The organism is Gemmata algarum (assembly GCF_034097035.1).
Lineage (GTDB): Bacteria > Planctomycetota > Planctomycetia > Gemmatales > Gemmataceae > Gemmata > Gemmata algarum.
The window spans coordinates 147220-167834 of the sequence record NZ_JAXBLV010000233.1 but is presented as its reverse complement, the minus strand read 5'-3'; the positions used below and the strand labels follow the sequence as shown (position 1 = coordinate 167834).

Annotated in this window: 11 protein-coding genes; 3 read left to right on the top strand and 8 right to left on the bottom strand. The window is 67.8% G+C overall.

Annotated features, from left to right (window positions below):
- Window positions 1-278 precede the first annotated feature (278 nt).
- The 3 genes from R5W23_RS29520 to R5W23_RS29510 all read left to right on the top strand — a co-directional run bounded on the left by R5W23_RS29520 (window position 279) and on the right by R5W23_RS29510 (window position 9547).
- A complete protein-coding gene (locus tag R5W23_RS29520) occupies window positions 279-7298 on the top strand; it encodes a hypothetical protein (protein ID WP_320689482.1) in 7020 nt (2339 codons plus the stop codon).
- A gap of 371 nt (window positions 7299-7669) precedes the next feature.
- Window positions 7670-9154 (top strand): hypothetical protein, encoded by a 1485-nt coding sequence (locus R5W23_RS29515; RefSeq protein ID WP_320689481.1) that lies wholly within the window; start codon window positions 7670-7672, stop codon window positions 9152-9154.
- Between the two features lie 177 nt (window positions 9155-9331).
- A complete protein-coding gene (locus R5W23_RS29510) occupies window positions 9332-9547 on the top strand; it encodes a hypothetical protein (protein ID WP_320689480.1) in 216 nt (71 codons plus the stop codon).
- A gap of 124 nt (window positions 9548-9671) precedes the next feature.
- Here the strand turns inward: R5W23_RS29510 and R5W23_RS29505 are convergent, their stop codons facing one another.
- From R5W23_RS29505 to R5W23_RS29470, 8 genes are all read right to left on the bottom strand, one after another.
- On the bottom strand, window positions 9672-9884 hold the full coding sequence (locus R5W23_RS29505; protein WP_320689479.1) for a hypothetical protein: 213 nt from the start codon (window positions 9882-9884) through the stop codon (window positions 9672-9674).
- 15 nt (window positions 9885-9899) lie between these two features.
- Window positions 9900-10844 (bottom strand): DUF1559 domain-containing protein, encoded by a 945-nt coding sequence (locus tag R5W23_RS29500; protein ID WP_261186329.1) that lies wholly within the window; start codon window positions 10842-10844, stop codon window positions 9900-9902.
- A 390-nt stretch (window positions 10845-11234) separates the two neighbouring features.
- The gene (locus R5W23_RS29495) at window positions 11235-12182 is read right to left on the bottom strand and encodes a beta-propeller domain-containing protein (RefSeq protein WP_320689478.1); all 948 of its coding nucleotides are present in this window, start codon (window positions 12180-12182) and stop codon (window positions 11235-11237) included.
- Between the two features lie 19 nt (window positions 12183-12201).
- Window positions 12202-13902, bottom strand: coding sequence for an arylsulfatase (locus R5W23_RS29490; protein WP_320689477.1), 1701 nt, complete (start codon window positions 13900-13902; stop codon window positions 12202-12204).
- A 115-nt stretch (window positions 13903-14017) separates the two neighbouring features.
- Complete coding sequence (locus tag R5W23_RS29485; protein WP_320689476.1) at window positions 14018-15628, bottom strand: reverse transcriptase family protein; 1611 nt, start codon at window positions 15626-15628, stop codon at window positions 14018-14020.
- Window positions 15629-15884: 256 nt separating this feature from the next.
- Window positions 15885-16349, bottom strand: coding sequence for a hypothetical protein (locus R5W23_RS29480; RefSeq protein ID WP_320689475.1), 465 nt, complete (start codon window positions 16347-16349; stop codon window positions 15885-15887).
- Between the two features lie 36 nt (window positions 16350-16385).
- Window positions 16386-18080, bottom strand: a complete 1695-nt coding sequence (locus tag R5W23_RS29475; protein WP_320689474.1) for a hypothetical protein — start codon at window positions 18078-18080, stop codon at window positions 16386-16388.
- Window positions 18081-18615: 535 nt separating this feature from the next.
- Entirely contained in the window at window positions 18616-20382 is a 1767-nt protein-coding gene (locus R5W23_RS29470) for a hypothetical protein (protein ID WP_320689473.1), read from the bottom strand.
- Window positions 20383-20615 lie beyond the last annotated feature (233 nt).

Below are 20615 nucleotides of genomic sequence, written 5' to 3'. Positions count from 1 at the left end.
GGCGGCAACCCCCGACCCGCACGCCGGCCCTTGTGTCACGATCGCGGCACGAGTATCCTCGCACCCGAGGAGAGTTGCCGGGCGGTGCGCCGCCGGCCGCCCCTCTTCGGTGGTTGCGCGGTTCGTCCGATCTCGGTTTTGTTCCGTCCCGGAGTTCGCCCGTGCTCGTATCGATCCTGTGCCCGGGGTGCTCGGCGGCGCTTCACGTACCCGCTGACCAACTCGGTCAACGTCGCCGGTGCGCTCGCTGCAACAGCGCGTTCAAGCTCGCGAGTCCCGTGGGCATCCCTCTGAACGAACGCGCCGAACCGCCCTTCACGCCGCAAGGCGCCGCGAGCGCCGAACCGCTCCCGCTACCAGACGACGAACCGCTCCCCCTGCCCGACGACGAACCGAGTCCCTTGCCGCGGTCGCGCGCGGTGAAGCCGCCGCCGCGTCGGCGGTGGGGGACGATCGCCGCGTGCGCGGTTGTCGGGTTCCTGGCGCTCGGCGCCTACGGCGTCGGCGGCTTCTTCACCATCCGCGCGCTCGTCCAGCGGGAACGTCCACCGGCCAACGGCCCAGAGCTAACAGGCGCCCCGGCCCTCCCGCCGGCGCAGCCGGAGCCGACCTCCGGCCCGACCGAGAACCCGGTACCCCCGCCCGAGCCCACCGAACCCGCTCCGGCCGGACCGATTCTGGTCGCGCCCCAGACGCCGACGCCACCGGTTAAATTCGTCTCACCGGACACCTTACAACTTCCGGGAGCCGTCACCAGCGTCCACGCCGGGGGCGGTGGGCGGTATCTGCTGTTCCACGTCCCCGCGCGCCGCCAACTCGTCACCTACGACGTTGTCGCCGGGCAGACCGTCAGCACGATCCCTGCGGACCCCGGCGCGCTGATCGCCGTCGGGCGGGAGAAGGTCTTTCTCGCCCACTCGAGCGACGGCCGCCTCTACCGGTTCGACATCCGCACCGGGGTGCTCGAAGGCGCCTCCGCGCCGCTCACCCCGGAACGGTTCCTGCGATTGGCGATCGGGTCGGGAGCGGGCGGGCCGCTGGTTCTCGTCAGCCAGGCGGAAGGCCGGCCGGTGCAGGTCCAGTTGTTCGAGCCCGACACGTTCACGCTGCTCCGGTACCCGATCGACGATCCCGACAGCCCGGCGCGGTCGTTCCCGCTCGCCCTGCCGACCGGTACGGCGAGCCTCGGGGTGAGCGCCGACGGCCGGGCGATCGCCGTCGGCGATCGGCTCTACACGCGGACGGCAAACGGGTACCGGGCCTGTGCGATCAACCCGTCAAGTTCGCTCGTGCCGACGGCCGACGGAAAGCTGGTGGTGGGTTCTGCGCTCGTCGGGGAAACCGGGCAGGTTTTCCAGTACGGCGACCGGCTGCTGCGCGCCTTCTTGCCGACCACCGGCCCCTTCTTCTTGAGCGTCGAGTACGGCGGGGGCAAATCGGGCCGGGCGATCAGCGTGAAGCTGCATGCCGACCAAGAGCCGGGCGCCTTCGCCGAACTGCCCTGCACCGCTGCGGTGCAAGAGTGGGTGAGCCAAAATGGCGCGAGTTCCAGCGAGCTCCGCCACCACCTCGTGTTCATACCCGACCCGGGTCTGATGGTTTTCGCCCCGTTCAAAGGCACCACCGCGCTCCTGTTCCGCATCGATCTGGGCGCCCTCCTGCCCCTCTGGCGCGAGGTCATGTTCACCTCCGTCCCCTCGGCCGCCATCCCGCCGAAGGGCTCGTACACGTACCAGTCGTCCGCGACCGCCCGGGACGGCGCCGCGCCGGCGTTCTCCCTCCAAGCCGGTCCGCCCGGCATGACCGTCACGCCGGACGGGCGGCTGACGTGGGCACCAACCCCCGCACAGCGACAACGACCGGCCGATGTTCGACTGGTCGCGCGGACCGGAACGGGAAAGCAAGCCGTGCAGCGGTTCACGCTGCTCCCGCCGAGCGAACAGGAGCGCGACCTCGCGGCCAACCCGCCCACGCCGGTCCCCCTTCCCGTGGCCACGGTCCCAGCCCCCAAGCGACCGGCGCCCGCCGTGCCACCGGTCACAAGCCCGCCGCCCGGCGCGGCGACGCTCGTGCGACCCAAAACGATCCCGCTTCCGGCGGCGGCGACATCGGTAGCGGTCGGCGGGGGCGGGCGGTACTTTTGCCTGTTCATACCCCTGACGGGTCAGGTGGCGGTGTTCGACGCCACCCAGGGCCAGATCACCAAGACGCTCGCGGTCGGTAAGGGGGCCTTACGGATCGCGGCCGGGGCCGAGAAGCTGTTCGTGGTCGATCCGCGCGAGAAGGTCGTGCAGAGGTGGGATCTGACGACGTTCGAAAAGGAGCTGACCGCCCCGCTCCCGGACAAGTTCGTGGCCGAGCGCGCCCTCATTGGTTCGGCCGCGACCGGCCCGCTGTGGCTGTTCGGCACCGGGGCCGCCGCTCTCGACACCCAAACGCTTCAGCGGATCGAGCTGAAGGCGGACAACTGGGAGTGGGACCGCCGCACGCACCACCGGGTGTCGGCCGACGGGCGTGTGCTCGGGACGCCGGCGGCGAACGGCCGGTCCGGGATGTCGCTGGCCACCTTGGTCGATCAAACCCTGCGCGTTCGGTCCGCGCCCAACCCGGCCGGGTTCGTGGCCCCGGGGCCGGACGGCCGCATCGCCTACACGCTGTTCGGGCGGTTCGCGCCGGACGGCCGAGCGGTCGGCGCGGACGGTGCCTCCGACCTCGCGCAGCCGTCCCTCTGCATCCCGCCGGCCGAGGGGTCGAGCCTCTTCCTGAGGATCCCTCCTCCGCCTCTCATGCCCTTCAACAACGCCCCCCGGGGCCTGCTCCAAGTCCTCCGATCCGAGGACGGGCGCACGCTCGCCGAACTCCCCATCGGTCCGGGCGCGGGGCCGCCGGGCGGCAACTACGCCATCGCCCCCGACCAGCGGTTCCTTCTGGTGCCCTCCGCCGACCTGATCGTCGAACTCGCGGAGTCGGGCGACCGGCTGTTGCTCCACCCGTTCGAGCTCGATAAGGCGCTCGCCCGGTTGGGGGAGGACTACCTGTTCGTGGACGGCCCGCCGAGCGCCGCCGCGGTCCGCGGGCGGGCGTTCTCCCTCGGCTTAACAATCCGGTCGAAGCTGGGCGGGGTGAAGGTGAAACTGGAGGCCGCCCCGGACGGACTGAAGGCCACCCCGGACGGCAAGATCGCCTGGACCGTGCCCGAGCACTTTCCCGACGCCGAGGCGATCGTCGTGCTGACGGTTTCGGACGCTTCGGGGCGCGAGGCGCTCCACACCCTTCGGCTGACGGTCCGCGGGGGGCAACCCGCCCCGGCGGCGGGCGCCAAGGTCGCCGAGGTCAAGCTCTCGGGAATGGTCGAAGACGTGGTGGTCGGAGCGGGCGGGCGGTTGCTGATCCTCCACGTGTCTCAAAAGGGACAGCTCGAGGTCTTTGACGCCGTTCAGGGAAAGGTGGTCAAAACCTTGCCAATGTCCGAAGGGGGAATCGGGCTTGCGGCCGGCCGAAGCCACCTGTTCGTCGCCAACCCGGCGGCCCGAACGCTCGACCGTTACAGCCTCAAGACGTACGAGAAGGAGGCGACTTCGCCGCTGCCGATCCCAGGGGCCGTTGCCGGATTGTGCATGGGCTCGGCGTCCGATGGCCCCTTGCTGATCTGCCCGAAGGGCGACTCGAACGGGACCGGCCCGGTTCTGGTGGACCCGCTCACCCTCAAACCGATTCCCGGCGGGGACCGGCTCCCGCCGGTGGCCGCCCGGTTCGCCCGCGCCTCGGCGGACGGGAGCGTTTTTACGTGGCGCAACGAGGTCGGCCATGAAGGCCACAACATGACCTTTGTTGAGGTCGCGGCCGGGCGGGCCAAGTCCCGCACCTTCGGCGAGGGGAGCAGCCTGCTGTTGCCCGCGCCGGACGGTCGGTACGTGTACACGGGGTGGGGGGTTCACGACGGGTTGTTCCAGCGGCTGCACCCGACGAACGGAACCAACTCACCCGACCGCCCCTTTCTCCCCGCGTCCTCCGGGGGCGTATTCGTTCAGTTGGAACCCCTTACAGAAGGCCGGGACACCGGCGGCACGTCCAGCCTGCCGCGCCGGGGGCGCGTGAACTTCTTCCTCCCCGGCCAGCACCGCGCGTTCGCGTCGATCGACGGCATCGACGGGCTCGCCGGAGAGCACTACCACAACGGGCACATCGGCGGTTGGCTGATGCACGACAAGCGGGTCCACCTGCTCCCGGCGGCCGGGCGGCTGATCACCATTCCCGCGGCCAACGACACGCTGCACGTGTACCGGTACGACCTCGACGAACTGCTCACCCGGTCACGCACCGATTACCTGCTGTTCGCGTCCGCCCCGCCGACCGAGGCGGGGCGCGGGAGCGTGCTCGGCTACGCCCCGGTCGTCCGGTCCCGCACGGGCGGGGTGAAGGTGCGCCTCGACAGCGGCCCAGACGGGATGACGTTTTTGGACGGGCGGCTCGCTTGGAAGGTGCCGGCCGACTTCGCCGAGAGGGAGGTGAACGTTCTGCTCGCCGCAACCGACGCGAGCGGGCAAGAGGTGTTTCAGGGGTTCCGGCTCGCCGTCCGGGCGCGGACCGCGGGGGACGCCGATTCGCGGCCCGAACCGGTAAGCCCGAAGCTGGCAAACGGACCGGCCCCCGCGCCAACGCCGATCGGTCCGCCCGCGACGGTGGGACCGATCCGGCCGACGCCGCTCAAGGCGAACTGGCGCGAGGTGAAGTTACCGGGAGCGGTGACCGACCTCTGCCTTGGCGGCGGGGGGCGGTTCGTCATTTACCGCCTCGCGTCGGTCGGCCTGCTGGCCGTCTTCGACGTGAACGAGGGGAAGGTGGTGAAGTACCTTCCGGTCGGAGCGGGCGAGGTGAAGTTCGCCGCCGGGCAGGACGCGTTGTTCGTCCTCGATCCGGGTCCGCGACTGCTCCACCGGTGGAGCTTAGCCACGCTCGAGCGAGAGGCGACGGTCCCGCTCATGCTCGGCGGGGATGTCACCGCCCTGCTCCTGGGACACGCCTCCCGCGGCCCGCTGTTCGCAGCCGTGGGGCCGGACCCGCAGTTCGGAAAGCCCCCCTCCGTGTTCCTCGACCCGCTGACGCTCCAGCCGATCAACACGAAGGTGCCGGAAAGCCAGATGAGCGCGGCGCAAGCACGGATCTCGGCCGACGGGTCACTCGCCGTCGGCCGAGATCTGGGGCACGGGTCGGTCAGCCTCTCACTCCGGACCGGCGTGCGCAGCGAATCGCCCGACCGGGCGGACGCCGCGTTCATCGGCGGGCCGTCGGCGGACGGGCGCTTCCTCTACGGTAACGGCATTTGGACCCACGCACTGAAGCCGGTGGAAGGGGCGGAGCGGCGGTTGTACCTTCCGGCGGCAGAAGGCCCGTTCTTCTTCTCCGGCCGGCCCAAAGCCAACGGGCATCCGGACCGATTGGACCTCTTCATCGCGGGCCGAACTCGCCCGTTCGCAACCGCCGACCTCCCGACGCCCGGCCTGTTACCGCCGGCCGACCCGCAACCGGGCGGCACCCGGCTGATCTGGGTTCCCGCAGCCGACCTGTTGGTCGGCGTCCCCCCGGGCGACGACCGCCTCATTTTGGCGCGCGTGGGCCTCGACGACTTGCTGAAGAACTCGCCGGACGACTACGTGGCCGTACTCTCCGCTCCCCCTTCGGAGGCGGTGCGCGGCGGCCGGTTCGACTACTCGGTTGACGCTCGGGCGAAGGCGGGCACGCCGACCGTACGACTCACCTCCGGACCGGCGGGCATGACAATAGTTGGGCGGCGAGTCATTTGGGAGGTGCCGAAGAACTTTGCCGACACGGACACGGCAGTGGTGCTGTCGGTCACGGACGGCAAGGGACAGGAGACGTTCCAGAGTTTCACGCTCGCGGTGCGTGACACGGCCCCCGGCGCGGGCCGCGGGCCGCGGCAACCGGCAAGCGATGCGCCAGCGAAGACGGCCGAGCCGACCGCCCCGCCCGGCAACCTCGCGCTCCAAACGGCCCCACTGGATCGGGACGAGCAGGTGGTGAACCTGCCATCGACAGCCGGCCCGATCGTCCCCGCGGCGGGCGGGCGATTGTTGATCGTTCACCTCCCGAAGGACCGAGCGTTGGCGGTTTTCGACACCGCCGCGGCGCGGGTCGTGAAGTATCTGCCCGTACCCGACGATGAGGTCAAGTTCGCGGCCGGGCGGGACGAACTGCTCGTCCTGCTGCCGAAGACGAACGTCCTCCAGAGGTGGGACCTGAAGGCCCTGAAGCGGCAGTCGTCCGTGACCAGCCCGCTTCCGGGTCCGGTCAAGGCGCTGGCAATGGGGAGTAACTCAACCGGGCCGCTCGTCGTAACCACCCGGTCCAAAGATTCTGCCGGCATCCTCCTGTATGACCCGAAAACGCTCAAGCGCAGCGACCGCACGTTCGCCGAAGGCGTTCACAACGGGCGGTTCAGCGCCGAGTACCAGCCGGAGGTGCGGATCAGCGCCGACGGGGACGTTATCACGGGTTGGGTGTCGGGCCTCCAACCGTCCGGGGTGTACGTCTGGACCCGCACCGGCAAGACGTACGAGGCGTTCCACGAGCACGACACCTGGGGGCCGCTGCTGCCCGACGCTGGCGGCCGAACCGTGTACGCCACCAAGCGGGCGATCGCCACCGACGGAACGCCGCTACCTGTGCCCCCGGAGGGAATCCCGGTCCCCGCGGTCCAAGGCCCGCTCCTGCTCTCGATGACGACCGTCCCTCATAACGGGATGCCCGGCGCCCGAGTACGGGTCCGACCAACGGTCCATCCCCACCGCGGAGAGCGCCCTTTAATGACGCTCCCGGAGTTGACCGGACTGGACACCCGGAACGACATCTCGGAAGCCGCGCGGGCGGGCGAATTTGAACGGCGGGTGTTCCTGATCCCCGACGCCAAGTTGCTGGTAGCGGTGCCGGACGCCGGGGACCGCTTGGTTCTGCACCGGTTCGACCTCGACGCGTTGGCGGAGCGGTTCGGAACCGACTACCTGTACGTGTCGGGCTCACCGCCGGCGGAGGTCGCCGCCGGGGCGAAGTTCACTTACGCCCCCGTCGTGCGATCGAAGAAGGGCGGAGCGAAATTCAAACTGGTTGCCGGGCCGGACGGGATGAAACTCGGTGCGGCCGGAACCATCGAGTGGGAGGTCCCGGCGAGCGCCACCGGAAGCACGGTGATCGCGACTGTGTCCGTGTCCGACTCCAGCGGGCAAGAAATCGCCCACACGTTCAAACTATCCGTAACACCGGCCGTTTCGGCCGGGCCGTGACACCGCCCCGGCAGTAGTCGCTGCCGGCGTCCTCCCGGCCGGGTGTCGGGGTGTTGCCGCTGGTGCCGGTCGCACATTGCGCCCCGGTTCGATTGACCACGCTAGCCGCTTGAGGAGCGTCTGTGTCCGTACCCGTGAGCTGCGCACAGTGCCGCGCGACTTCTGTCGTTGACGAAGAGTTGCTCGGGAACGTCGTCCGCTGCAAAACGTGCGGAACGAACTTCGTTCTTCACTCTCCCAACGGGCTCCCTGTACCCGAAAGCCCCTCCCGCACAGAGCGGCCCGTGCGGCAGCCGCGACGGGACCGCGCCGGGCAACGAACTCGCACCCCGTTAGGGGCTCACCGCGGCGGCGGTGTTTGGGTGCTGGTGGTGGCCTCGGTCCTGTTGCTGCTGGCCGGTGCGGCGGTGCTCTCGGGCACCGTCATGCTGGCCCGCCACCTCCTCGCTCCGGCCGAGAAGAACGAGCCCGCTGGCGTCGAAATGGTACCAACGCCAGAACGCCCCGCCGAATCAGCGGAAGTCAGCGGTCCGAAACGTCCCCCTGCGGCCCCATTGATCCCTGGCCCGGTTGACCGGGAGCACGCGGTCGCGCTCCAGGGACCGATTGCGGCGATCATCCCGGGAGGCGGAGGACGGTACTTCGCGGCCCACGTCCCTTCCGCCGAGCGGGTGATCGTCTACGATACCGCCCTTCGGAAGGTCGCGGGCGAGGTGCCGGGGAGCTCTGGAACGGCCCTGATGGCGGCCGGACGCGAGAGCTTGTTCGTCGGCCGGGATGCCGACACCAACTTCATTCGGTGGGACTTTAAGACCGCCCGGCAGGATGCCGTCTCACTCCCGCCACGCGCCCAGCCGCTCCGGTACGTGGCGATGGGGGCCGCGTCCGATGGTCCGATGGTGCTGGTGACCAAGGACACCACCCGCGGCGAATTGGTCCTCGTCGATCCGGCGACACGAGCCGACCGAACGTTCCCCATCGACGACGTGACATCAACGTTCCCGATGCAGATCCCGTATCGGTACAACACCAACAAAGACAACTTACCGAAGCCCGTCCCCAGTTCCGACGGGCGGGCGATTGTCTTCAGGAATGGGGCACTGATCCGTGACGGCGCGCGGTTCCGCGCGCTGATCCTCTCCACCCCGACGGCGGTTCGTCCGGCCGCGGACGGCCGCACCTTCTTGAACCGCAGCGTCTTCTCCGATCAAGGGCTGTTGCTCCAACCCGTTGTCCCCGTCACCGAGAACCACCGGCGGTTGCTCCCCGCCATCTCGGGGCCGTTCCACGTCGCCCTTGAGCAGAACCGGGTCGCCCCGGTCACCCCCGGAGGTCCGGTTCGGTTGACGCTTTATTCAAACGGCGCCCCAGGCCCGCTCGGGAGTTTGCCGGTTCCGCCCGAACTGCGCGACTGGGTGTTGAGCGACCGGAAGGAATGGGTGGTGAACGTGGAGCACCACTTGTTCTTTGCACCCGACCCGGGCGTGCTCCTGTTCCACCCGCCGGGAGCCGATTGGATGTACGTTCATCGCGTGGACATGGAAAGCTTCCTCGATGCGGCAGGTGGCGGCCCGCTGTTCACCACCACGCCACCCGCGGAGGTCTTTCGCGGTCGCCCGTTCACATATCAGGCCCGCGCCATCGCGAAGGGAGATGTTTCGTACTGGCAGACCGGAGGGCCGTCGGGAATGCACGTCTCGCCGGAGGGGCTCATCACCTGGCCGGCGAGCGTGACCGGTACTTTCGCAGGTTCGACGGTCGAAATGCGGGTCACCGCGCGGGATCAGAACAGACGAGAGACGGTCCAGACGTTTAAAGTCGTGCTGGTGAACCCGCCGAAAGCCCCGCCGAAGTGACGCCCTCTGAGAAGCGCCCAAAACCCGGCCGGGACACGCCCGGCCGGCGGCGCAAGGCCGGATGGGACGACTACCGAAAGCGGCATCGGGCGGTAACTCAGCCGGGCGCAGGCAAGCGGCAGCCGAACTACTCGATAACCTCTGTGAGAACTGTCAGATCCCTCCGGAGCCACCGCCGTGACGCCCACCGAAGCCGTGCTCGAAGTTGCTCCCGAGGTGCCGATTACGTTCGAGATCTGGCGCTGCTACCGGGCGAACAACTCCTGGGTCAGTGCCGGCCGGTTCCCGACCTACGCGGCGGCCCTCCGCGCCGTGCCGAACCGCGGGCGTGCGCCGGGGTGGGTCGTGCTGCCGGTCTGGGCACGGTCGGCGCGCCCGGCGCCAACGGAATGATCCTGCGCTGAAAATGGGGCCGCGCCCTTGCACCGCGGCTCACCGGGGATGATTCAAAGCGCCAACGTCCGAACGCCGCGGGCCGCTGGCCCAATCCCAGCGGCCCGCGGCGTTCACGCCCGAGTCAGCGCCCGCCTTTACCGCCGAGGCGCTCTTGCTCGCGGCGGATGGCGTCGTCCTTGGCCCCCTTCGGGGCACTCTTCGGGCCGCCGGCCCCGCCGCTGAGCCGCTCCTGCTCGCGCTTGATGGCGTCCGGGTCGCTCGTCGTCGGCAGATCCCCTCCCCCACACCCGAGCACCAGAGCCAGTAACGGAAGCGCCAGTACGTACCGCGTCATGGGTGTCTCTCCGGCTCAGTTCAAGGGAAGGGTTTCACCGCCGGACCGCGTCCCGGCCGCGGTCCACGCGTCCGGGTCCACGCCGTCGCGGACGAACCGGACCGACCCGTCGGCCATGACCGCGTTCGCGCCGCCGGTGTGGCGGCTGCCGATCGGGGCCACCATCAGCCCGTACGCGCCCGGACGCCAGCACGGGCTGTTGGGCGGCAACAGGTGGTTGTACAGGCCGCGCCACATCGACCCCTCGCCCCAGGGGTACCCGCGCCCGCGCCAGCTCCCGCCGGCGAGCGACGAGGTCTGCCAGTTCAGCGCCTGGAACTGGGCGCGGGCCGCCGCGACCGTCGTCCCGCTGATGGCCCCGGCCTCAAAGCAGTCGCCCAGCTTGCTGTTCGGCCCCGAGGTCGGGTAGTTGCCGGTTTCCGCGGCGGCGGCCGTGTTCGAGGTGCCGTCGCCGATGTCGGTCAGCTTGATCGGCTGAGCGAGTTGGGAGGGCGCCCCTTCGCTGGCCGAGCGCATCCCGAACACCCCGTCCCAGCCGTTGAGCTTGGCCCAACTCCCGGAGTTGTACTTGTAGCTCCCGTACCCGAACGTGGAGGACTCCCCGCGCTCCGTTTCGGACGGGCACACGAACACCTTCGGCTTGTTCGCGTTCCAGGCGCCGAACGCGTCGTCGGTCTCGGGGTTGGAAATCATCTTGGCGATGTTGTCCTGCTCCAGGTAGGAGAGCAGGAACCCGTTCGGCCCGATGAACGAGCCGGGGCTGGTGCCCGGAGGGAGCTTCTGCTGGGCGGAGTGGTAGTTGTGCAGCGCAAGCCCGATCTGCTTGAGGTTGTTCTGACAGGTCATCCGGGCAGCGGCCTCGCGGACCTTCTGAACCGCCGGCAGCAGCAGCCCGATCAGAATCGCAATGATCGCAATGACAACGAGCAACTCAATCAACGTAAAACCGCGGCGGCGCATGCCGCACCTCCCTGAAATGAGAAAAAGGCCGGGGGTCACCAAACGGTAACCAAGGGGCGAGGAGATCCGGGCGAGGGGGCGAGGCGGGCGTGGGGGCGTGGGGCGAGAAGGAGTTCAGGGGACAGGCTAGCGGGGTGTCGCGCAGAAGTCCAGCGGATTACAAGGAACTGGCGCCTGTCGGAATGAGTGGCGGGTGCGATGTAGCGATCTGAGGACCCGTGCCGCGCACGGGCTCGCGTTGGAAGAAGATCCGATTGAGGTGGAAGCGCTCGCACTCGCGAGGACGCACTCGTTCCTCTTCACGCGCCCGTGGAACGCACCTCGGGCCGGCGAGTTACTCCACCGCAGCGCGAACGAGAGGCAACGCCGGGCGCGTGGCGCGCCCGGGGTTCAGCGGCGCACGTCCTTGATGTCGAGCACGTGCGCGGCGGCCAAGCTGTTACCGAAGGTGCGGAAGTCCTTGAACCGCCAGACCACCTTCTTGTCGCGCGTGACCTCGAACAGTTGCGGGTTCCCCTCGCCGGCGTGGCAGTTGCCGACGATCACGTTCCCGTTCGGCAGGACGTGCAGCGTCGTCACCCACGCCAGCGTGATCCCGTCCAGCTCCTTCTGGTCGATGCTCCACACGATCTTCCCGTCCTTGTCCACTTCGAGGACGCGGTTGTTGTTGCCGCCGGAGATCAGCGTGTTGCCGTTCGCCAGCCGGATCGCGCCGTACACCGCGGTCCCGTGCCCCTCGGGGCCGTGGCCGGGCGACTCCTTGCGCCCGCCCAGGTCGAGCTTGTACTCCCACACGACTTTCCCGGCCGCGTCGTACTCGCGCACCGCGCCATCGCCCTCGTGACACACGAGGTAGTTCCCGGTGTCGAGCTTACGCACCATGCGGGTGTCGCGGTGCGGGTCCGGGCGGTTCACCTGGAGCGGGATCTCCTTCACGATCTTGCCGTCCTTGTTCACCTCAACGATGCGCCGGTTGCCGCTCTCGGCGACCATCGTGTTACCGTCGGCGAGGCGCTGGAAGGAGTGGACCTCCACGCGCCCCTTGTAGCCATCCTTCGGCTTCGCGTCGTACTTCCAAACGACTTCCTTCTTCGGCGTGTACTCGGTCACAACGGTCGGTGCGGTGTGGAGCAGCAGGTTGCCGTTCGGGAGCAGGTGAGCGTCGTGCGAGTTATGTTTGCACTCGACCTCCCATTCCACTTTGCCGTCGGCGCCGACGATCGCGACGTGCCCCTTGTCCTGCGCGAGTATGCGGTAGCCGGGGTGTTTGGAATCGGTGGCGGAAGCCACTGGTACCGCCGCAACGGCCAAGGCTGTTAAGGCGAGGAGAAGTCGCATAGCAAACCTCAGAAAGGAATCACTTGCTCAGTTTGTATTCCGGCGTCGAGATCCACGGGACGACCTTCGCGCGAACGGCCCACGCTTCCCACTTCGCGACGAGTTCCTTCAACTTGTCGGGTTGCTGTGCGGCGCGGTCGCTCGACTCGGTGCGGTCGTCCTTGATGTTGTACAGTTCCCATTTGCCGCCCGGCCCCTTCGCGACCAGCTTCCAGTCGCCGGCGCGCACCGCCCGGTTGCCCTCGTGTTCCCAGTAGATCGCCTCCCGCGCGAGCGGCTTGTTCGCGAACGCCGGAACGAGGCTCTTGCCCTCAAGCGGCGTAATCGCCTGCGCGCCGGCCTTCACCGGGTACGGCGCGCCGCTCAGTTCGATGCAGGTCGCCATCACGTCCACGAGGTGACCGGGCTGGGTGCGCAACTCTCCTTTCGCGGCAATCCCCTTCGGCCACGACGCGATGAGCGGGGTGCTGATGCCGCCCTCGTGGACCCAGTGCTTGTACTCACGGAACGGGGTGTTCGACACGTTCGCCCACCCGCGACCGTAGGCGAGGTACGTGTCCGCGGCCCCGGGCATCACCTTCGGCCCCATGCGCACCGGAAACCCATCGCGGGTCTGCGGTGGCACGCTCCCCGATGGCAGAAGCGCGTCGGCCTTCAGCGGCGGGAGGGTCGGCTTCTCCGGGCGGTCGATGTTCGGGTGGTTCTTGTTCCCCGTGCGCCCCTGAAGCTCGGCGCACCCGCCGTTGTCCTGCATGTACAGGATCAGGGTGTTGTCGAACCGCCCGGTGCGTTTCAGTTCGGCGACGATCTTCCCAACGCCCGCGTCCATCCGGTCCACCATCGCCGCGTACACCTCCATCCCGGCGGCCTCCCAGTTCTTATCCGCGACGCTGTTCCAGTCGCCGGCGCCGGGCGCCATTCCCTGCTTGGGGTCGATCAGGCCTAGCTTCGCGGCTTTTTCGAACCGCGCCTTTCGCACCGGGTCGTAACCGTTCGCGTACTTGCCCTTGTACTTCGCGATGTCTTCCGGGAGCGCGTGCATCGGCCAGTGGGCCGCGGTGTAGGCGACGTACAGCAGGAGCGGTTTGTCCTTGTGCTCCTTATCGTGATCGGCAACGAACTTCACCGCGTGGTCGGAGATGGCATCCGTGTAGTAGTAGGTCTTCGGCTGATACTCCGGGTCCGCGAACGCCGAAATCTGTGTGTTGTCGCGGGTGAGCGAGGCCGGATCGAAGAAGCTCCCGGCGCCCTGGATGGTGCCGTAGTACCGGTCGAACCCGCGCTGAAGCGGCCAGTTGTGATTCGGCGCCTTCGGCCCGGTTTGGGGCGTGACGTGCCACTTGCCGACCGCGTACGCGCGGTATCCGGCCGGCTTCACCGCTTCCGCAAGCGTGACGCAGTTCTTGTTCAGGTCTCCACGATAGCCGGGGAACGTCTCACCCTTGTCGTTGACCATGTGGCCGACGCCCGCCTGGTGCGGGTATAGCCCGGTGAGCAGCGACGCCCGCGTCGGGCAGCACCGCGCGGTGTTGTAGAACTGCGTGAACCGGAGGCCGTTCGCGGCCAGGGCGTCGAGGTTCGGCGTGTTGATCTCGCCGCCGTAGCAACCGAGATCCGAGAACCCCATGTCGTCGGTGAGGACGATGACGATGTTCGGTTTCTCGGCCGCTCGCGCAGCCGGCGCACACACGAGAAGAACCAACAGGGAGAGGTAACGCATACAACCTCAAATGGTGACGCTGCGGCGAATGCGTGTCGATTTTTGACCGGATCAACAGGATGGACAGGATTTCAAAGACAAAAGCCGCCCCATCCTGTCGAGCACTCTTCATGAATCACGACACGGCGTCAAGTTGGTCCTTGAGCTTCGCGCCGGCGTCGGGGCGGACCATACTCACGAACGCGATCTTCCCGCGCAGCCACTCGCGGAAGTTCGGCAGCCCTTCGCGGTTCTGGGCGTCCAGCCCTTCGGACTTCGCGCGGTGCAGGATCGCCCTCAATCGGCGCAGCTCGTCCCGGCACACGGACGGCTTGTCGTTCACTACCACACCCGTGACCATCTGGGCCGCGCTGCGGCGCATCACGCGGGTCTTCTTCTCGTTGACGGCGAACCCTTCCTCGTGGGCAATGTGGCGCACCTTCGCGAGCAGCCAGCCGATCTTGGCAGCGGCGTCCGCATCACCGGAGAAGGTGAGGTCGTCCGCGTAGCGGGTGTAGGTGAGCCCGAGCTTCGTCGCGACTCCGAGCAGCCGCTTGTCGAGCTTGCGCGCGACCTGGTTCGACAGCCCGGGGCTGGTGGGCGCGCCTTGCGGCAGCCCGCGCGGGCCGGTCGCGGCCTCGTACTTGGTTCCGGCGTAGGTCACCGCGGCGCGCGGACACTCGGTACAGAGCAGCGCGAGAATGGTGGCAACACAACCCGAGTAGCCGTACCGCTCGAACGCGCTCCGCACCCGCGGGAACGCGATCGAGGGGAAGAAGTCCGACAGGTCGAGGTTCACCACGAACGCCTTGCCGACGTGCGGGTTTGCGTTGGTCACGATCCCGCGATCGGCAACGAACCCGTGCGCGGCCTCGGTCACCGGCAGCTTGTTCACGACGTTCGCCAGAATCCAGTGCTGCGCGGCCTTCAGGCTCTTGTGCGGAGCGGCGAGCTGGCGCGTGCCGCCGGACTTCTTGGGGACCGAGAACTTCACGTAGTGCGTGCGGGTAGCCACATCGGTGTGGAACGCCAGCCAGCGGAGCCGCGGAACGGTGAGGCCGAGGGCGTTCGCGACATCACCGGGCGTGTGCATCACCGGCAACCCGAGTTCCGCAATGCGCACCTCGTCGCTCAATCGCAGGTGGAGCCGCCCCGACACCCCGCGCCCCAAAAAAATGATATCGGTGGTGCGGCGCCGCCAGACGGCTTCGGCGCGCACCTTCTTGCGGAGATCCGCTTCCTTTTTCTTGCGCTCCTTCTCCGCCTCCTTGGCCGCACGATACGCTTGCACGGCGGCGGTGCCGGCCAGTCCAGCCGCAGCGGCGATACCCTGCTCGGTCGGCCGGACCTGCTCGTACTCCTCGCCGACGCGATGGATCTCGTTCAATTCTTCGGGCGTGAGCAGTCCGTGCGTAACGAGCGCCCGGTCGATGATCTCGGTCCGCGGGTCGCTGGCGGGCGGGATGATGCTCTGGCGCCCGAACTGGAACGCGGTGGCGAGCAGGCGCCCGTGCTTCTTGGCGGCGTCGACGATCTCCTGACGCGAAATGGGCAGGAAGTCGTTCGCGGCGTACTGGTCTTCGCTCCCCTCGGACGAGCGAGGAGCATTCGCCCCCGGAGTCCCCGAGGTGGTGTTACCCGACGGTGCTTTGTCCGAAGAAGCGGGAGCAGTCGGCGCGGCTGGAGGTGGCGCCGGAGGGGTGTCCGCGTCGCGCTTCCGGCGGAACACCCAGTCGAAGAGGCTCATGAGCGATGCTCGCGGGTAACAAGGCGGCCGGCTCCGACTTCAATCGTGGACCGAGAGCGTTCACCACGCCGGTGCCACAGGCCTTGCGGCGAGAACGCAGGTTGATTCAGTTCGTCGCAAGGCCTGTGGCACCGGCGAAACGAACAACGCTCCCGGGAACGCAATCGCAAGCAACCGCACCCGCGGCGGAACGCCGCAGGATGTTTAGGTCTCGGAGCCGGCCGCTTGGCTTCGGTAGTCTCTGTTACTTCGTCACTTACAACACGACATCCGGCTTGAGGAACTTGAGCCCGATCGGGTGCCAGCCGCCGGCCCCGCGGTAGCAACAAAGCAGCCACACGAGGCACCCGCGCGGGTAGCGTTCCAGGTACGTGAAGCGGACGAGGTCCGGCGCGGTGACCGTTTCGCGAAAGAACTCGAACGAGCCCGCACCGCCGTACCCTCTAACCGCCCCCTCGCGCACCCGTAGCATCGGCTGGCGGATCAGCTTGTCGAACTCTGCATCGTCGTATTCGGGATACGCGACCCGCACCGCTAGCAGGAACTCATCTGCCTGCCCCTTCTGAAGCTTCATGAACAGGTCATCGGCGAACGGTCGCGCCTCGTGCGGTTTCTCGACCACCACCGCCGGCGCCGCCGGGAACGCCCGCCCCAGCACAAACGCTCCGGCGCCCCCGAGTACCCCGCCGAGCACCCCCGCGAGCAGAACCGGCTTCGTCACGGTGCCCTTACCTTTGCCCTTGTGCCCCGGGCGCCGTCAGTTCGTGAACCGCCGGAACCAGTTGTCGAGCGTCCCGCCGTCCCCGCCGACGCCCAGCGCCTTGTTGCGCAGCGCTTGAAGGTGCCGACACGGCCCCTTCCGCAACCCGCCCGTGTAGAAGTACGAACAGCCGCACTTGCCCGCCACGATGCGGTCGTCAGCGTCCAGCGTCACCTCGGACGTGGAGCGGCCGTCAACCGTCCCCACAACCTGTCGCTGCCCCTTCGCGTCCGTCTTGTCGGAGCTGATCTTGCACCGCCAGCGCGTGAGTTCGCGGGCGGCGACCGTTTCCTCGTTCTCGGGGCCAATCACCTCGGCCGAGAGGGTCACCGGCATCACCTGGCGCCACCGGTACACGCCGTGCGGGAGGTCGTGGATCACTTGCCCCAGCAGGGCGAGCTTGTTTAACCCGGCCGACACCGCGGCCTCGGACCCGCGGGTCTTCGTGGCCAGCGCCGGTAGCGTCCACGTCGGGGAGTCTCGGAACGCGGCGGCCATCGCCTGCATCACGTCGTTGGACGGCGCCACCGGCGGTACGATTTGGTCGATGGCACTGCCGCCACTCGTCCAGTCGTTGGCGGTCCACCCGGAGAGCCCGAGCGTGAGCTTCATTTCCCCCATCTTCGCGACCCAGAAGCTCGGCAGCCCCGTTCCCAGCAGGTACACGTCCACGCCGTCGAGCAGCGGCAGCAGTCGCCCGAGCACGCGGAGCCGGTCCCGCCCCCATGTGCGAATCACCTCGTTGCGCGCCCCAGAATACGGCAGGTCGTGAACCACGATCTCCTTGTCCCACGGCTCGAGGACCAATTTCACCGGCCGACCGGGTGTCAGCTCGAAGCGCACGGCACGGGGCGACCGCTTGGACTTGTTGCGCGTCAGAAACGCAACCACCGAGTAGACCGCCTCGCGGCTGAGCGGCACGCGCCGCATCGGCAGACTCATCGCGCTTTGAAGCGACGAGAACCCGCGAAGCCACGATTGCGGCAGGTCGATCTTCTCTTCTCGGTACGCCGGGTCGTCGGTGCTGGTCTGCACCTCGAAGCCGAGCGGGTCGATGGTGAAGCGCGTCTCGCGGTAACTGCGGATGGTCTGGAAGTGCTCGTACAGGCGCCAGGAGTAATCGACGTTGGTGGTGCCGAGGGCAACGTCGCGCTCGGCCTCGAAAGCGTCCCGCTCGACAGTGAGGCACCCGTAGCTGCTCTCGTCCGCGCTGAAGCACTCGAAGAACATCACGTCCGGGCTGACGGTGATGACCGGGTCGCACGGCATCAGCATCCGCCACAGTTCCGGGTCTTCGCGCGACAGCAGGTTGCTGTACCGCGTCCGCGCGTCCCAGTAGCGCTGCCGGCACCGCTGGAACTTGCGCTCCAGGCCGGGCGGCATGGGGCGGCCACGTTCCTTTTCGAGTTCCGCGCGTTTGAGCTTCACGGCCTCGGTGCGGATGTGGGCTTCTTTCGCGGCCTCTTCCTTCTTCCACTCCTCGTATGCGGTCTTGTCCTTCGGCTTGAACCGCAGGTCCGAAATGACCACGTCGTGAAGCGCCGACATGGCTTCGCGGAACCGAAGCGGCTGGCGCAACACGCCCGTGTAGCTGACGCGGTCGCGGCGCAGGTTCGGCGCGAGCGACACCGCCAGACCGACGGGGGTCTGGGCGACGGCACTGCGCCCGCGATACGCCGTGTTCAGTTGCATTCGGAGCCTCTCCCGAACTGCGCTGGGCGTTGAAGAGTTTTAACAGGATTAACAAGATCAACGGGATTGAAAAGGCGAAGAGCATCGCTTGTTTTCGATCCCGTTAAATCCTGTTGATCCTGTCAAAAGCTCTTCGGTCTTCGTGTATTGCGGCGTCCGCCGCGACCGACTTCAATCGTGGACCCGAGTCGTTCACGAACGCCGCCCGGGGTACTCCCGGGACGGAGATGCAGGTCGATTCAGTCCGTCCCGGGAGTACCCCGGGCGGCGAAAAGACCAACGGCTCGGGGAACGCAATCGCGAGCAACTGCACCCGCGGCGGAACGCCGCAGAGAAGGTCTCGGATCGCGACGGACACCGTAGTTGTTGGCACAGGGCTCTCGCCCTGTGCTACGTCCGCCCGCCCCTCCGGGGCGGAAAATCCAACGGCAGTTGTTGTTCGTGTACTCAGTCTTTGCACCCCATAGGGGTCGCCGAGCGTAGCACAGGGCGGGAGCCCTGTGTATCCGACTCGCACACATTTAACATCGACAATTCAATTCCACTGTAACTCAGGGAACACAGCCTCCACCAGCGGTCTGCGCGTCGGGTTCTTCGCAACGAAGCGCGCCACCCCCGCCAGCCCGGCGCGGAACTCCGGCCCGCGCACCGACCGCAGCGACACCGCGATCATCGGCAGCAGGTCGCCGGCCTCGTCCGGGTTCGCACTGAGCCGGTCGATGACCTGGCGCACCACGAACGGCTTCGCCCGGCTGCCGCGCTGGACGTTCAGCAGCACCGTGGCCCAGAGGAACCGCACGCGGTCCGGCGGAAGCTGCCCCAAACCGTCGCGCGACTTGATCCGCTCTTCCAGCATACCGACCAGTCGGAAGCGAATGTTGTCGTAAGGGGATTCCAGGAGCCGCTGCCACACCAGCACCGCGTCGCGGGCGCGCGGCTCGACCTGGAACCACTCCCAGCCCACCTCACGCACCTCTTCAAAGCGCGAGTCGAGGAACTCGAGCACCCACACGGGATCGAATTCCGTCCGAAAACTCAGCACCTCGCACGCCCACTTCACCAGATCGACGCGCAAGGGTTCGCACTCGGCGTTCCGCAACCCGAACACGGCAGTGATTTCCTCGGCCGTGTTGACCTTCTTCCCTTGAAGGAACCTCAAGCCGAGCCGGGCGAGCGGAACCGGGCGCTGCATCGCGAGCGCCACGGCGTCGGCGAACGTCACCTGTTCCGGTTTAACGCTCCGCGCCACCAGTTCGCAGATGCGGTCGAGCAGGTCCGCCCGGGCTTCCTCGGTAATGCGCAACCACTGCTCGATCGTGACCCGCTCCAGCCCGCCGCGCTGTTCGAGCACCTCCAGCGCGAGTTCGTTCAGAACGCTGCTCGGCGAGACCAGCCACTCGAGAAGCTCGTCGAGCGTGAGTTGTGTCAATCGCTCCGGGAAGTGCTTCCGGAGCATCTGCACCGCCCACATCGCGACGGGCCGGCACCTCGCACGCACCAAGAGGTCGAAAATCGGTTCGGCGCTCCGCAACCACAGTTTGCGGAACATGGGCTCGGGCTGCAAACGCGACAGCGACCCGCCGTCCGCGACGCGCCAGCCGGTCGGCTTGGCGTCCAGAACGGGCGAGTGGTGGAACAGGACGTGAACGAGCCCCCAGTTGTCGAGCAGCGCGAGACCGTCCGGGGCGTCGGCATCGGTATAGAGCTTGAGCGCCGTGCAAACGGCCGAGATGTACCTCTCGGGGTGCTGGCGTCCGAGTCTCCGAAAGTAACGCCACGCCCGGCGGCGCAAGTAATTTCGCGTTGCGACGGAGAAGAGGAACTTCCCGGCAGTGAACCGTTCCCGGTCGGCGGTAAACCACGGCCCGCTGTACGAGCGGTCGTCGCGCGCGAGTACGGTGTCGCTGGGTGTCACGACCGCTTCGTAATGCTCGTTCTCGCGGCGGCGGTGGTTGTACCGCACCTTCGTTACGCGGCGGCGGCGGATGGTGCGATCGAACCCGGTCAGGAACCGGGCCATCACGGCGTCGTCGCCGGTGGTGTCGGCGAACTTGAACAGCCGCTTGACGAGCACCTCGTGTCGCGGGGCGTTGAACGGCAGTTCGAGGTAGGTGAACAGCAGCCGTTTGGCTTCAATGCGCGGGTCGGTCCACCACGTCTCGGCAAATGTGGCGAGTGCTGCGGCGTTGGGGAGTTGGCGCACCGCTTCCACGAACTCCGGGGCGCCGGCCTGGAACATGCGCCGGGCGCGTTCCCAGTTCGCATCGTTACCGTGTGCCGGTGGTTTGCGATCGCGGGCCATCGGAAGCACTTCCCAGGTGGTGAAGTAGCGTGATAGTACGGGCCTTCACGGGCGCGTGCAAGCGCCGTTGTGTCCGGGGAAAAGCAGCCCCGGCTACCCTTCTCTGCAAACGCCGCGCGGTCGGCACGTTGGACAGGACAACCACTTACGGCCTTATTACCGAGCGCACGCGCACTGTCCCGCGGGCATCGGCTCCTTCGCCTCGCGTTTAACCGAGAACACGATTTCGCGCC